This is a genomic window from Vibrio lentus, assembly GCF_030409755.1.
GTDB lineage: Bacteria > Pseudomonadota > Gammaproteobacteria > Enterobacterales > Vibrionaceae > Vibrio > Vibrio lentus.
Genome location: NZ_JAUFQE010000002.1, coordinates 1,010,302 through 1,025,441 on the forward strand (window position 1 = coordinate 1,010,302; position 15,140 = coordinate 1,025,441).

9 protein-coding genes and 2 pseudogenes are annotated in these 15,140 nt (G+C 42.6%); 8 read left to right on the forward strand and 3 right to left on the reverse strand.

Annotated features, from left to right (window positions below; translation table 11 throughout):
- Positions 1-52 precede the first annotated feature (52 nt).
- Both QWZ07_RS12995 and QWZ07_RS13000 read right to left on the reverse strand, forming a co-directional pair.
- Complete coding sequence (locus QWZ07_RS12995) at positions 53-1,570, reverse strand: arylsulfatase (protein ID WP_225998447.1); 1,518 nt, start codon at positions 1,568-1,570, stop codon at positions 53-55.
- A 382-nt stretch (positions 1,571-1,952) separates the two neighbouring features.
- Positions 1,953-2,075 (reverse strand): annotated as a pseudogene (locus QWZ07_RS13000) (LysR family transcriptional regulator); the annotation flags it as partial.
- 351 nt (positions 2,076-2,426) lie between these two features.
- On the opposite strand from QWZ07_RS13000, the pseudogene QWZ07_RS26490 reads away from it, so the two are divergent.
- Together QWZ07_RS26490 and QWZ07_RS13015 are read left to right on the forward strand one after the other, a co-directional pair.
- Positions 2,427-4,057, forward strand: a pseudogene (locus tag QWZ07_RS26490) (mechanosensitive ion channel family protein).
- A 522-nt stretch (positions 4,058-4,579) separates the two neighbouring features.
- Positions 4,580-6,304, forward strand: coding sequence for a methyl-accepting chemotaxis protein (locus QWZ07_RS13015; protein WP_192853172.1), 1,725 nt, complete (start codon positions 4,580-4,582; stop codon positions 6,302-6,304).
- A gap of 148 nt (positions 6,305-6,452) precedes the next feature.
- On the opposite strand, the gene QWZ07_RS13020 is transcribed toward QWZ07_RS13015, so the two are convergent.
- Positions 6,453-6,692, reverse strand: a complete 240-nt coding sequence (locus QWZ07_RS13020; protein WP_192853157.1) for a PAS factor family protein — start codon at positions 6,690-6,692, stop codon at positions 6,453-6,455.
- Between the two features lie 341 nt (positions 6,693-7,033).
- Between QWZ07_RS13020 and QWZ07_RS13025 the strand changes: the two genes are divergently transcribed.
- The 6 genes from QWZ07_RS13025 to QWZ07_RS13050 all read left to right on the forward strand — a co-directional run bounded on the left by QWZ07_RS13025 (position 7,034) and on the right by QWZ07_RS13050 (position 15,130).
- Positions 7,034-8,455: an undecaprenyl-phosphate glucose phosphotransferase gene (locus QWZ07_RS13025; RefSeq protein WP_192853158.1), complete on the forward strand. Its 1,422-nt coding sequence runs from the start codon at positions 7,034-7,036 to the stop codon at positions 8,453-8,455.
- A 144-nt stretch (positions 8,456-8,599) separates the two neighbouring features.
- A complete protein-coding gene (locus tag QWZ07_RS13030) occupies positions 8,600-9,184 on the forward strand; it encodes a polysaccharide biosynthesis/export family protein (RefSeq protein WP_065112459.1) in 585 nt (194 codons plus the stop codon).
- Between the two features lie 155 nt (positions 9,185-9,339).
- Positions 9,340-11,580 carry a GumC family protein gene (locus QWZ07_RS13035; protein ID WP_192853159.1) on the forward strand — a complete coding sequence of 747 codons (2,241 nt, stop codon included), beginning with the start codon at positions 9,340-9,342 and terminating at the stop codon, positions 11,578-11,580.
- Between the two features lie 856 nt (positions 11,581-12,436).
- Positions 12,437-13,354 carry a sulfate adenylyltransferase subunit CysD gene (gene cysD / locus QWZ07_RS13040; RefSeq protein WP_192853160.1) on the forward strand — a complete coding sequence of 306 codons (918 nt, stop codon included), beginning with the start codon at positions 12,437-12,439 and terminating at the stop codon, positions 13,352-13,354.
- Entirely contained in the window at positions 13,354-14,778 is a 1,425-nt protein-coding gene (gene cysN / locus QWZ07_RS13045; protein ID WP_192853161.1) for a sulfate adenylyltransferase subunit CysN, read from the forward strand. Before cysD ends, cysN begins: the two co-directional genes overlap by 1 nt.
- A complete protein-coding gene (locus tag QWZ07_RS13050) occupies positions 14,768-15,130 on the forward strand; it encodes a hypothetical protein (RefSeq protein ID WP_192853162.1) in 363 nt (120 codons plus the stop codon). Before cysN ends, QWZ07_RS13050 begins: the two co-directional genes overlap by 11 nt.
- The last annotated feature ends 10 nt before the right edge of the window (positions 15,131-15,140 follow it).

Here is a 15,140-nt window from a genome sequence, read left to right on the forward strand (position 1 = left end):
GGTCGGTAGCCGGGTTATTTAGCTGTTGCTACGCTGTTTAACCGTTGCTCCGCTATTTCGCGTTTTGTGCTTGCATCTGCTGAATTAGCTTTTGCATTTTTAGCGTGTTGTAATTGATATCTGCGGCGCTGAAGCCTTGGCCTTGTTGCATTGGGTAATCGTTTAGAGAGCCCATGAATTTAATCACTTCTTGAGACATTGGTACGAATAACCACATGTTATCTACCATCCAACGAGTGTACATGCCAGATTCTTTCGCTGCTGTTTCAAACGGGTCCATACGTAGGTTTGTAATTGAAGCCCAAGCAGGAGCTTGACGAATAGCCGATTGCATTGTGCCTTCCATCATCGCGAAGCTTGCTTTCCAATCGTTCCAACGAAGCGCATTGAAGTCACCGTTTGCAGAGAAGTAGAAAATAGTTTCACGAGGTGATTTTTCTGCCTCTCCTTCAAAGTATGGCATGAAGTTCGAGCCATCTAAGTGAACACGCCAATCTTTATTATTTAGAGAAACACCTTCTTTAAGGTCTTCAACGATAGAGTCATTACCGGCAGCAGCAGCTAGTGTCGGTAACCAGTCTTCTTGGGACATTAGCGCGTTAACCGCAGAGCCAGGTTTGATTACACCAGGCCATTTCACGATTTGTGGAACACGCATGCCGCCTTCGTAAGTTGTACCTTTTTCACCGTGGAAAGGAGATGTACCGCCGTCAGGCCATGTGAACTTCTCTGCACCGTTATCGGTAGAAAGGATAACAATCGTGTTGTCAGCAACCTCTAAGCGTTCAAGAGTATCAAGTAATGCGCCAACGTTGTCGTCTAATTGAGCCATACCATCAGCGTAGATGCCTTGACCAGAAATACCGCTGTAATGTTCGTTCAGACGAGTCCAAACGTGCATACGAGTCGAGTTGTACCAGATAAAGAACGGCTTATCTTCTTTTACAGATTTCTCCATGAACGTGATAGCCGCTTCGGTAAAGTCCTCATCGATGTTTTCCATACGAGTACGAGTCAGTGGACCCGTATCTTCGATTTTGCCATCAGAGGTTGCTTTGATAACGCCACGAGGCCCGTAGTTCTTTCTGAATTCTGGGTCTTTAGGGTAAAAGTAGGTTTCAGGCTCTTCTTCCGCGTTTAAGTGGTAAAGGTTACCAAAGAACTCATCAAAACCATGGTTTGTAGGAAGGTGTTTGTCTTGATCGCCTAAGTGGTTTTTGCCGAATTGTGCAGTCGCGTAACCTTCTTCTTTAAGAGCATCACCTATGGTAGGAGCCCAGTCAGGAATACCGTGTGCAGAACCTGGCATACCGATAGTAAGTAGGCCGGTACGGAATGGGTGTTGACCCGTCACGAACGAAGCACGGCCAGCCGTACAAGATTGTTGTGCGTACATATCCGTAAAAATAGCGCCCTCATTAGCAATACGGTCGATGTTCGGCGTTTCGTAGCCCATCATTCCACGGTTGTAAGCGCTAGTGTTGTAGTAACCAAGATCATCTGCCCAGATAGCAAGAATGTTTGGTTGGTCCGCTGCTGCAACGCCTTGAGCAACGCTGAGCGCACCCATTGCCAACACGGTTTTGGTTAATTTAGTCAAGGTAATGTCCTTTCTTTAGTTTCTATTTGTTTATAAAGAAAATACCAATTTCGCTTTAACTCAGAGGACTACTGGGTATGAATTCTAGTTAATTGGAAGACTATCTTGGTGGAGATGCGCCTTCAGAAGACAGGTTCAGAGGCACTGTAGAGGTAATGCAGAGGCGGTTTGGTTCTAGGAAGAGAAAAGCAAAAGAGACAAGATCTGGAATAGTTTGAAAAGCAGAATAAGTAAATCGTAACCGGTAAAGCCATTGAGAACTTCACCACAGGAAATCTAAATAGATACTTATTGGTTTTGTTCATGGACGTTTCTATGATATCGATTAACCATTTAAACTTGGCCGAATGTTGATATTTTGGCTAACAGCAGGTGTCGTAACACAAAGTTTTTCGCCGGCTTTTCTTAAGCTTTGTTCTTGGTAAACGGTGATGAACACCTTTAATAGATTCAAATCGACACTATTAAATTTCACGCTCTCACCATAAAGTTTTGCTTAACCAATCCTTAAGTTTATATGAATTCAGTTAACGTCATACGCATTGTATAGTATTGGCACGTTTACGCATTAAGTCGTTCCACCTTATCAATTACGGCCGTTGGCTCACGAATTTGCGGCGACCTACCAAATAACACCACGATCCAACGTACCAGGGCTTAATGGCCGGTTAATCGACCAAGAACTACGGATTAGAACAATAGAGTTCAACAAATTAGTAGAGAGGGGTAGGTGCTCCTTTCTCTTGTTTAATTTAGGGTCTTAGTCGAGTTCATTTTCAATATTTATCACGATCAAGGAAGTCATTACATCAACTAAGGCATGTTAATGATTCAGCAATATAGAGTTAGAGTTATAACAACTTTTATTTTTATCCTTTTATCGGTAGCTAGTTCTATCGTTAACGCCGCTTCATTAGAAGAAATACAATTGTCATTGCTCAACGATGTATCTTCATTAGAGCAAGCGCACCAAACCCAAGATATCGCGGAAAATGAGCAAGAATTCTTAGAAAACATTTTGAGAAGAAAGAATGATCATTTCAGAACGCATTTATCACAAAATCATGCTCGACAAAGTACAAAAGAGAGTGCATCAAACCTTTTATTATCTCAAGTTGAGTTGCTGCAGCGCTTGCTCAATCTGAGCGAGAGCAAAATCAATACATTGGCGTACGACTTTCGCGCTGCAAGTGAAGAGCTCCGAGGGAGCTTGTTTGAGCAACTTCAACGTCGCTCGATACTTATGGATACTTACTACCAGCAGTTGATGAAAACGTTGGTTGAACTCGAACCTCATGATATTGAATTGGATACCGCTAAGTTACAGTTCCAGCAATCATTGGACGAAAGAGTGAACTTTCTTACCAACATCATTTTGTACAAAGAAGCCAAGATACTTGAATTGGAACAGCGCCGTACCTTTATGAAGGACGATGATGAAGCACTAGCCAAAGCTCTTGAACTACAAAATACAGAATTCGAAATCGTGATCCACAGCTTCAAGTCTGCGATTGGAATCATGGATAAACTCGATGTTGATACTACAGACCATCTCGCGTTACTGGATCAGATAAAAAGGCACCTTCAAAAAGACGTCTTGGATGTTGAGGTCGCTTATTCCTTTCTAGAAGACACTGTGGTGTCTTTTCGGCTGTGGTTAGTTGATAAAGCACCATCACTGTTCGTTCGACTATTACTGTGTTTCACCATACTGTTTGCCGCAAGAAAGATTGCGAACATTGTTGCGACTGGTGTCGGAATGAGCGTAAAAAGCGCCAAGATGAACTTCAGCGTGTTAATGCAAAACTTCTTCACATCAATTGCTTCTAAGCCGTGATGTTTATTGGTGTGCTGGTGGCACTATCTCAGGTGGGCATTGAACTAGGGCCGCTTCTGACCGGTCTTGGTGTGGCGGGTGTCATCATCGGTTTCGCCTTGCAAGATACGCTCTCCAATTTTGCTTCTGGTGTGATGATCCTTATCTATCGTCCTTACGATGTCGGGGATCTGGTCAAGGTGAATGATATTCAAGGCACCGTTAACAAAATGAGCTTAGTGTCGACAACGATTCAAACGGTTGATAACCAAAGGTTGGTTATTCCCAATAACAAGATTTGGGGCGACGTTATCAATAATATTACGGCAGAACACATCCGACGAATCGATATGGTGTTTGGCATTGGCTACAAGGACGATATCGATAAAGCTAAACAACTTTTTATGGATATCTTGCTCGCTGATGAAAGAGTCTTACCGACGCCAGAGCCGATGGTAAGAGTGCACTCTCTCAATGACTCATCCGTCGACTTTATTGTGCGACCATGGGTCAACACCAGTGACTATTGGGAAGTGTATTGGGATATGACCGAGAAAGTGAAAAAAGCACTCGATGCAGAAGGAATCTCAATTCCATTCCCGCAACAAGATGTGCATTTGTATACCCATAATTCAAACTAGTTCGACATTACCTAAACTTACAGTCAAAGCCATTTCTGATCGGGAAGTGGCTTTTTAATTTGTATCGAAAATACAACGAGTTCAAACAGAGCAAAGAACAGAGTTCCTCGTAGGCAATAATACGGTTTAGCAAAAGGGAGCAAACGATTTTCGCAAACATGAGAATAAGCCGTAAATAAAATTTCGCCTATAAATTAATCGCAAGCCAAAAGTAACCTCAATTCAGCATGTTACCTAGGATTGAGGTTATACATGGCCTACAAGCGTTGTTGTGCTGTCCCCAATTTTTGAATTGATAACTGTACATGTTATCAAATTGTGTTATTGATAAATCTAATTTTTAGTAAGGCAGTGGAGCGTCAACAGAATGAATGTCACATGCTTTGTATGTGGAAAAACCAAGGTCTATCCAAACGTTTCTTACTGAAATTTGAGTCTATTAAAATAATACTAATATCAAGAGCTACATACATGAATATAAAGAAAAAGCTGTATTCGTTAGGGATGTTTTCTATCTTAGGGATGGTTTCACTCCTTTTCACCACATCACAATTCGCAGACACTACCGCTCAAATGAGCGAAGCTAAACAAATCACCAAAGAACTCGAAGTGCGATTGCTCAACCTTCGCCGCAACGAGAAAGATTTCTTGCTGCGTAGTGATTTGAAATACCTCGACAAGTTCGATGTTAACTACAACAAATTCCTAGCGTCTGAATCAGAACTTAACGCCGTGCTGAACAACTTGGGTTTAGCGAACAGCACACACTTGCGTGAAGATATTGAAACGTACCACACAAGCTTTGTTAACCTAGTAAAGGCCAGCGAAGTGTATGGATTAGCTCGAGACAAAGGTTTACTTGGCCAATTTCATGAAGAGTTAGACAGCATCAGTGCAACAGTCAGCGCTGAACAAAAAGTCGAGCTGTATCTGTTTAACGATCTGATTGAAAAGGGCACATTCGACCCGAGTGTTCTGTCTATTACCTCTAATACGGCAAGCTCTACTGCTTTTGTAGATGCTGCGCGTCAAGTGGTTGAACAGAAACGTGTGATTGGCATAAAGCATAATGAAGGTCTGTTAGGAGAAGCACGCTCAGGTTCTCACGCGATTGAAACTCAATTCAAAGAGTTCTCTGCCGTGTTAGAGCAAGAAACCCAACAAGAGATGGACAAACTATCGCTGATCAATAACATCCTTTGCGTCACGTTACTTGTGTCGATCATTCTGTTCAGCTGGTTAATCGTCCGTTCTATTATTGGCAAGATTGAGTCATTGCTTTCAGTGATCCGCAACATCGTGGATTCTAACGATGTGTCGATTCGTTCACACCTAGACGGTAAAGACGAACTGAGCACGTTAGGCCAATACTTCAATCAATTACTTGATCAACTTGAAGGTCTTATCGCGGCATCTCAATCTAAGTCACTTCAACTGACTCAAAGCACATCGAACATGCATGATGAGCTTGAATCGGTAATCAAGCAGTTTGAAGTGCAAGCTAACCACACCTCGACCATGACGACATCGGTACAAGAGATGGTGTTAACGATTGGCGAGATCTCAGAAAGCACATCGGTTGCCGCTGAAGGTGTACATCAAGCGAAAGTGAATGCGGATAAAGGCCGTGAAGTGGTGGTAGACACCATCAGCAACATTACTCAACTGTCTGAGCGCCTTTCAAGCAGCCAAGACTCGATTAGCTCGTTGAACCATCATGTTGATCAAATCGGCGATGCAGTAAATATCATCCAAGGTATTGCAGAACAGACTAACTTATTGGCACTAAACGCAGCGATTGAGGCAGCACGTGCCGGTGAACAAGGCCGAGGCTTTGCCGTGGTTGCAGATGAAGTTCGAGCTCTTGCAAGCAGAACGCATCAGTCAACAACCGAAATCACCAGCGTTGTTACAGCAATTCAAAGCCAAATGAACGCTTCAATGACCGAGATTGGCGAATGTAACCAACAAGGTCAACTGACTCTTAAAGATTCAGAAGAATTGGATGCGAGCTTACAGCTTATCTTAAGTGATATGGAAAGCATTCAAGGGAACTCTGAGCGTATAGCATCAGCGATTGAAGAGCAGGGCGCAGTGATGGCGCAAGTGAGTGACTCAATCACAGAGCTAAACACTATCTCTAACGATAACAACGCATCAGCTCAGCACTGTTTAGTTGAAGTCGATAAAGTCGCAGAGCAAGCCCATGATATGGATAAAGCCGTGGCGCAGTTCAAAACGTCGTAACATTCCTGGAACTAACTAAAACCAAAGGCGCGGATAATCTGCGCCTTTTTTGTATCTGAAATTCACTAATCAAATGACGCGAACGAAAAAACGGCCCTAACTGGGGGAAGGTTAGGGCCGCTGTGTTACGTATTTTAAAGAAGGGGATTTACTTGCTGCGGCCTTCCAGCACATCAAGTGCTAGCTCAACCGCTTTATCAATATTGGCGCATCCCGCTAACTTACCTGAGCTGATAGGACCAAGCACATTAGCGTATAACGAGAGCTGCTTGTTAAATGGCAGGCTCAACTGCTCATATAAACGCTGGCGAATCTCGGCATGTTGCTCAGGAGCGTGAGTAGCAAGGCTTTTCAAAGTGTCATAAACAAGAGTGGTGGTAGTGTTCATATGGCGCTTTATCTTTGAGTGGGGGATTTCTATTTTATGATCATTTTGACTGATGTTACCGTGATTAATGTCGTATTGTAATATGAAATAAGCGTTATCTCTTTCTATCTGAAAGAACATTCATCAAGAGCGCCAATAAAGCGTACTAAGTACAAATAAATCATTTACAACGTACCAAATACGCATTAAGATTTGTCCCAATTAAAATATGTGCAGATAGGAGCAAGTGATGACGTATTGCTTCTTACTGCGAATAGCAAAAGCATGGCGACGAAAATAATGGACTAATTCGTACTGCTGGCTTTAACAAATGGCTTATAGAACGGGTTTACTTGGACAATATGATTTCAAAAGAATACCAAGTTCAAAATGGTGAATATGAAAGTGTCGTGGCACATAAGATGCTGGATTTGTTCATTATCGTCGCGGCATTAACGGGCGCGAGTTGGCTTTATATCGGTAGTGTATCAAAGGATTACGTCACCCTAGCAAGCTTAGGTTGCGTACTTCACTTATTGTTCGCACAAGTTTTTGAGCTTTACCGCAACCAAGATTTCACAACAACATTTCAAAAAATTCAGAGACTGACCTTGTGTTGGGGAATGACGATTCTTGTCATTCTAATGATTGCTTTTTTTGCGAAGCGTTCGGAAGACCATTCACGTGTAGTTATCGCAATTTGGTCGATGGCCGTGCCTTATTTCATGATTTCGGCAAGGGCATTAGAACGATTCACCAAAACAGGCATGTTTACGCAAGGTCAGTATAGAAACAAAGCCATCGTCATCGGAGCGACGCAAACGGGCTACCATATGGCCGGAGCGCTAGACCAAAAAGGTTCACTTTTAACATTTGAAGGTATCTACGATGACGCAGAAAAGAGCATTAACCAACCAACAACGACTCCGTCTAATGGAGTTGTGGCTTATCCAGTCAAAGGCAGTATTGAACAAGCATTGGTTTTAGCAAAATCGAGACAGTTAAAACATGTGTTCATTGCATTACACCCCCTAGGAAGCCAAAAAACCAAGGCATTGGTTGATCGTTTTTCTGATTCAAACGCCCGTGTATACGTTGTGCCTAACTTACAAACGTTTGATCTCGTACAATCTCGCTGGAGAACCATTAACGGCGTCGCGACAGTAAGTGTGCACGATACGCCGTTTAACAGCGTAAGAAGCAGCATCAAACGAATGGAAGATATTGTTTTTTCGACGCTTATTTTAGCAATGATATCACCGGTATTACTAGCCGTTGCCATAGGCGTAAAGTTAAGTTCACCAGGCCCCGTGATCTTTAAGCAAAAACGCTATGGCTTAGACGGAGAGGAAATTCTGATTTGGAAATTCCGTTCAATGAGCACACAAGATAACGGTGCCGTGGTTAAACAAGCAACGAAGAATGACCCTCGAGTCACTAAATTTGGTGCATTCATCCGTAGAACATCGCTTGATGAATTACCGCAATTTATCAATGTACTGCAAGGGAGAATGTCAATCGTTGGCCCTCGTCCACATGCGGTTGCACACAATGAAGAATACCGTCAAATCGTAGGTAGATACATGCTTCGTCACAACGTGAAACCGGGGATAACTGGCTTAGCGCAAGTCAGTGGTTATCGAGGCGAAACCGACACGTTAGACAAAATGGAAAAACGTGTGGAATACGATTTGAAATACATTCGAACTTGGTCGCTTTGGTTAGATATCAAAATCATCGTGATGACGGTATTTAAAGGCTTTGTCGGCAAAACGGCTTACTGACCGCCCTAACAGAATTAGACAAGCGTAAGCGCGAGTCACCGAACAATGAGTAAGCGGCCCATCAACATTGGGTCGATTTGCTTATTTACTTACTCATTTACTAATGAAAAACCATTACCAATGACAAACGATAAGAGTAAACACATGTTTAAAAAGTTACTTGGTTCATTGATTGTGATGTTTACCGTGTTCACATCGACAGTAAGCAATGCAAAGCCAGCCCAAATTCTTTACACACTAACGGCGGGCGATACCATCAGTATCACTGTTTATGGTGAAGAGAACCTCACGATTGAAGAACTAAAAATCGATAACCGCGAGACTGTTGATTACCCGTATCTAGGGAAAATCAAGCTAGGTGGTAAAACACTTGAGCAACTTCAATTAGAAATCACTGACGGTTTGAAGGGCAACGTCCTGATCAACCCAAAAGTGAACGTGTCGATGGTGCAATACCGAAACATCTACGTGAATGGCCTAGTTAATAAGCCGGGTGGTTATGAATATGAACCAGCCTTAACCGTGCAAGAAGCGATTTCATTGGCTGGTGGCGTGTTAACGAAATACCGCCGCAGTGCTAAGGTTTACCTAATCTCTGAAGGTGAATACGAAGGTTACACTTCTGAGCAGCTAACAAAAGCATTTGAAAGTGACACTGAAAATGAAGTCGCTCTGTATCAGAAGATAAAACCAGGCGACACGCTGCATGTTATCGGATCGTTTTGGTAATTTTCAATCTAACTAAAGCTAAGTGCTTAAACTAAAAGCAAAGGGCTTAAACTAAAAGCAAAGGGCTTTAGTCAGAAACTAGACGTTAGCTCAGAATCAGATGTGAGCCAAAATCGCAATCATCCCATTTAAATCTATTGAGAATACAACTCGCTATGCAATTGCTCTCTAAAGAAAATAATACGAACAGTGAAGAGATCATCGATCTTGGGAAATACTTCCAACTAGTAAAACAAAGTTGGTTGAAGATCACCATGTTCACTTTGGTTATCACTATTTTAACCACGCTAGCGGTGTTCGCACTAACGCCCAAATACGTAGCAACCGCAACGCTATTAATTGAATCGAAGCAAAAGAAAGCTGTTTCAATAGAAGAAGTGGTAGGCATCGACTCAAATCAAAAAGAGTACTACTTAACTCAGTTTGAGATCTTAAAGTCGAACCAAATCGCTGAGCGTGTTATCGACAAGCTAGGTTTAACCAATAAGCTAGAATTCAACGCGTCATTGGACCCAGAGTTGTCGCTGAAAGAACAACTTGTGGATTCAGTGAAGTCTCTACCTGTCTTTGATGCGTACCGTGATAATACACCGATAACCGAAGAAGATGCTCAAGAAGCAATTCGCCAGTCGGTACTGGATGCATTCAAAGAGCGCTTAACGATTTCTCCGATTCGAAAAACTCAGTTGGTTAACATCAGTTTTGAATCAGAAGATCCAAAGTTAGCAGCAGTAATCGCAAATGCCATAGGTGAGGAATACATCAACCTAAACCTAGAGGCGAGCTTAGGTGCAACGCAACAAGCATCACACTGGATCACTAGCCGTTTATCTGAACTAAAAGAACAACTATCGAGCTCTGAAACGGCTCTAACAGACTTTCTTGCTAAAGAGAAACTGGTTGATGACAGTGGTGTAGAGGGCGGCATTGATGCACAAGCTCGTTCGACAATCAGTAGCTTAACGAAACGCTTAACAGAAATTACCGACCGAAGAATCGAAATTGAATCTTCTTACAGCACATTAAGAGCGGCACAAGGTAAAACTCAAGAAGCATTCATCACCATTCCGCTCGTATCTAAGCACCCTCAAGTTCTGGCGTTAAAAGAGCAAAAGATCTTAGCCGATAAAGAGCTCAGCAAGCTAGCGAAACGCTATGGACCTGCTCATGAAGATATGAAGGCTGCGAATGCAAAGGTGCGTTCTTTAGATAACCAAATAAGATCAGTGGTAAAAGAGCTGGTTAATGGCATTGACCAAGAGCTTAAATCGGTAGTGCAACAAGAGCGCTTACTAAAAGCAGAGCTGAAATCAAATAAAGATGCTTACCAGACTATTTCAGTTAAAAAGCGTCAATTTGAAGCGTTAAAGCGTGAAGTAAAAACCAACCGTGACGTTTTCAACTTGTTCCTGTCGCGTCAAAAAGAGACTTCGGCAACCAGTGACTTTGCAGCAGAAAGCGCACGCTTTACTGACTACGCGATGATCCCACAAAAAGCCGCTGCACCGAAGAAAGGGCTAATTATTGCGCTTTCATTCGTAGCAAGCTTTGGCTTTGCGGTTGTGATGGTGTTCCTGTTAGACGCACTGCGTAATACCGTTGAATCAGTAAAAACATTCGAAGATCGCTTTGGTTTAATCCCATTGGGCGGCTTACCAAAAGTATCAATGAAGAAATACAAAAAGAAAGCGTTAGACAAAGCACTGTATTTTGAGAAAGAAGCTAACTCCTTCAGCGAATCAGTTCGTTCAATTCGTACTGCATTGACGTTATCAAAAATGCAATCAAACAGTAAGCGACTAGCGATTACCTCTTCATTACCGGGCGAAGGTAAAACCACAACGTCTATCAACCTGGCGATGGCGTATGCACAAGTAGAACGTACATTGCTTATCGATGCGGATTTACGTAAACCAGCAGTAGCAGAGCGTTTTGGTTTGAAGAAGTTCCAGCAGGGCATTACTAACCACTTGTTAATGGGCGACGCATTAGAAAACTGCTTATACAAAGACGAGAGGTCAGGCCTAACGATTTTACCTGCAGGTATGTTAACGCCAAACCCACAAGAGCTTTTAACATCAGAAGCATTCGCTAAAATGTTAGACCAGCTAGATGAGCAATTCGACCGTGTAATCATCGATACGCCACCAACGTTACCTGTCGCAGACAGCCTAGTAATAAGCCGTTTGGTGGGCTCAATTACCGTTGTGGTTAAAGCTAACAGCACACGCCTTGCAAGTGTAAGAAACACGCTAGGCCGCTTTATGACACACAACATAAAGATAGACGGCATCGTGATTAACCAAGTCACTGAAAAAGCGTTAAAGAACGAGTATGGCTATGGCGGTTACTACGGAAGCTATGGTGACAACCACCTAGCGAAACAACCCGTTTAACTAAGCAACACAGTTCAATTAACACCGCAGTGAAAGGCCAAGTTGGAAACAGCTTGGCCTTTTTAAATCTGTTACAACTGATTTCATTTGGTAATGAATTCAGCGTGTTGTCTTTATATTTACATTCAATCACACAACTATAACAACAAATAGTACCAGATACGCAATAAACTCTTTACAGCGTACTAAATACGCAATAAAATCACACCCCATAAAGTGATAGCTATAAAACTGGTCTGAATGAAGCTCATTGGCTTCAATCGTTATGAAGACCAAGTTAGCTAAAAGCACAAAGTCAAACAACGAAAAATTAGAAAATTGATAGCAGATTAGGGGCTGAAACCTAAGGGCGGTAGCGTAGCAAAAGTCGCCTTATTTTGCAGGAATCGTAATTCCCCTTAGCGAGGAAAGACAGCACACATGTAATTCCTCAGAGTGACGAATGACTACATTACGTCATTCCCTACAGCGAGGAACGAGCGTGATAGGGAATCTCGCTTTTAGTTTAGAGATCCTCAACTCAGTCGTTCCTCCTTCTCGAGGATGACGGCGCTACAACGCGTTCGTCATTCTAATAGCGACGAACCAGAACAAACGCGCGGTTCCCAATAATGAGGAACGACAACAAACACGTCATTCCCTACAGCGAGGAACAAGCGTGATAGGGAATCTCGCTTTTGGGTTTGAGACCCCCGAATCAGTCATGCCCACAGAGAGCAACGACAACATACACGTCATTCCCTAAAGCGAGGGACGAGCGTAATAGGGAATCTGCTTTTAGCACCTCCCCTTGAATTCAAAATTCGTACTTAATACTTAAATTAAGGGCGGCAACACCAAAGGCAATAACAACGTCATGACAGTCTTAAATAGCACCAAAAGAACACACCTTAAGCAGTTAGAAGCGGAGTCGATTCACATCATCCGTGAAGTCGCTGCCGAGTTTGATAATCCAGTAATGCTCTACTCAGTAGGTAAAGACTCAGCAGTAATGCTGCACCTTGCTCGCAAAGCATTTGCACCTGGGAAGCCTCCGTTTCCGTTAATGCACGTAGACACAAACTGGAAATTTAAAGAAATGATCCAGTTCCGTGACCAAATGGCTGAAAAAGTAGGCATGGACTTAATCGTTCACCAAAACCCAGAAGGCATCGAAATGGGGATTAGCCCATTTGTTCATGGTAGCTCTAAGCACACCGACATCATGAAGACTCAAGGCCTAAAACAAGCGTTAGACAAATACGGCTTTGATGCAGCATTCGGTGGCGCACGCCGCGACGAAGAAAAATCTCGCGCTAAAGAACGTGTGTATTCATTCCGCGACAAAAACCACCGTTGGGACCCAAAAAACCAGCGCCCAGAACTTTGGAACGTCTACAACGGTAAAGTCGACAAAGGCGAATCTATCCGTGTATTCCCACTATCAAACTGGACTGAGCTAGACATCTGGCAATACATCTACCTAGAAAGCATCGAAATTGTGCCTTTATACCTTTCTGAAAAGCGCCCTGTGGTAAAACGCGACGGTATGTTAATCATGGTCGACGATGAGCGTATCCCCATTGAAGAACACGAAGAAGTACAACAGAAAATGGTTCGCTTCCGCACACTAGGTTGTTACCCACTAACTGGTGCTGTGGAATCAGAAGCGACAACACTGCCAGAAATCATTCAAGAGATGCTGTTAACCACAACATCAGAACGCCAAGGCCGCGCTATCGACCACGATTCATCTGGATCGATGGAAAAGAAAAAACGTGAGGGATACTTCTAATGAGCCATGCATCAGACCTAATCGCATCAGACATTCAAGCATACCTAAAGCAACACGAAAACAAAGATTTAATGCGCTTCATTACTTGTGGCTCAGTAGACGATGGTAAATCGACCCTTATAGGCCGTTTGTTGTTTGACTCAAAGTTGATCTACGAAGATCAAATGGCAGCGATCGAAAAAGACTCTCAAAAGTTCAACACCACTGACAAAGAGTTTGACTTAGCACTATTAGTAGACGGCTTACAAAGCGAACGAGAGCAGGGCATCACCATTGATGTGGCTTACCGTTACTTCTCGACAGACAAGCGTAAGTTCATTATTGCCGATACCCCAGGGCACGAGCAATACACACGCAACATGGCAACAGGCGCTTCAACCTGTGACTTAGCCATTGTAATGGTAGACGCACGCCACGGTATTCAAACTCAAACGCGTCGTCACAGTTACATTTGTTCTTTGCTGGGTATTAAGCACATTATTGTTGCTATCAACAAAATGGACTTAATGGAATACAGCCAAGAAGTATTCCAAAAGATCAAAGCGGATTACCGTGAAATGGCCAAAGAGCTGGATATTCAAGACTTACGTTTTGTCCCTATTTCAGCTCTAAACGGCGACAACGTAGTAACGCCAAGTACGCACATGGATTGGTATCCAGGTGCAACACTAATGAAGTTGCTTGAAACGGTGAAAGTCGAGCAAGACAAAAACTTAACTGACTTCCGTATGCCGGTGCAGTACGTTAACCGCCCGAACCTAGATTTCCGTGGTTTCTGCGGAACCATCGCTTCTGGTGTAGTTCGTCCAGGTGATGCCATCACTGCAATGCCATCAGGTAAACAAAGCACAGTGAAAAGCATTGTGACCTTTGAGGGTGACATTGAGCAGGCTATTGCAGGTGATGCTGTAACAATTACGTTGAACGATGAAATCGACGTTAGCCGTGGTGATGTGCTGGTTCACAGTAACAACCTACCAATGGTAAGTGATGCACTACAAGCAAATATGGTTTGGATGGGTGAGGCGCCACTACAAACCAATAAAGAATATCTGTTTAAATTTTCTTCAAATTTGGTAAATGGTCGAATTTCTAAAATCATCCATGAGGTGGATGTCAATACGTTAAAGCTGAAAGCTGAAAACTGTAAAACCAATATATTAGAGCTAAATTCAATTGGCTTAGTGGAGCTTAACCTAAACGAAGCCATTGCTATTGACTTATATAAGAAAGTAAAACAAACCGGTGCGTTTGTAGTTATTGACCGAATGACCAATGTGACGGTTGGAGCAGCTTTGGTATCTAGTCTTAAGGCTGACAATTTAGAGCCTTCAGTTGATAGAGCATATACCGAAGCTGAGATTGCCCTTAATAAATATGTGAGAGATTTTTACCCTGAGTGGAGGTGTCTCGATGTTGAATGATGTTTCACTTTATTTGCACGTTGGCTTACATAAGACTGGCTCATCTGCAGTTCAAAGTTATTTTCTAAAAAATTATAATGAAAATATTAAATGCGGATTATTATTTCCTAAGTTTGGATTTGAGAATACGGAATATAAGGGTGGAAGAAAAGGTACAACGTCTGGACATAATGAATTAATAAGGGTTATTTCTTCCAAAAATAATAAAACAAAAGAGAAGTTTATTGACGGAATAAGGAGTGAAGCAAAAAACAAAAAAATAAATAAGGTTTTTATTGGCTCCTCAAAACCACCGCCTAGGGCGGTGGTGATTGTTCCTCTAGGCTATAGCCTGAAGAAGTGCCCATGTTAGAAGTAACCTC

Excerpts from the sequence above, each read along its gene's own strand:
- QWZ07_RS12995 (WP_225998447.1), bottom strand. The coding sequence starts at position 1,570 with ATGGGTGCGCTCAGCGTTGCTCAAGGCGTTGCAGCAGCGGACCAACCA.
- QWZ07_RS13015 (WP_192853172.1), top strand. The coding sequence starts at position 4,580 with ATGGTTTCACTCCTTTTCACCACATCACAATTCGCAGACACTACCGCT.
- QWZ07_RS13020 (WP_192853157.1), bottom strand. The coding sequence starts at position 6,692 with ATGAACACTACCACCACTCTTGTTTATGACACTTTGAAAAGCCTTGCT.
- QWZ07_RS13025 (WP_192853158.1), top strand. The coding sequence starts at position 7,034 with ATGATTTCAAAAGAATACCAAGTTCAAAATGGTGAATATGAAAGTGTC.
- QWZ07_RS13030 (WP_065112459.1), top strand. The coding sequence starts at position 8,600 with ATGTTTAAAAAGTTACTTGGTTCATTGATTGTGATGTTTACCGTGTTC.
- QWZ07_RS13035 (WP_192853159.1), top strand. The coding sequence starts at position 9,340 with ATGCAATTGCTCTCTAAAGAAAATAATACGAACAGTGAAGAGATCATC.
- cysD (WP_192853160.1), top strand. The coding sequence starts at position 12,437 with ATGACAGTCTTAAATAGCACCAAAAGAACACACCTTAAGCAGTTAGAA.
- cysN (WP_192853161.1), top strand. The coding sequence starts at position 13,354 with ATGAGCCATGCATCAGACCTAATCGCATCAGACATTCAAGCATACCTA.
- QWZ07_RS13050 (WP_192853162.1), top strand. The coding sequence starts at position 14,768 with ATGTTGAATGATGTTTCACTTTATTTGCACGTTGGCTTACATAAGACT.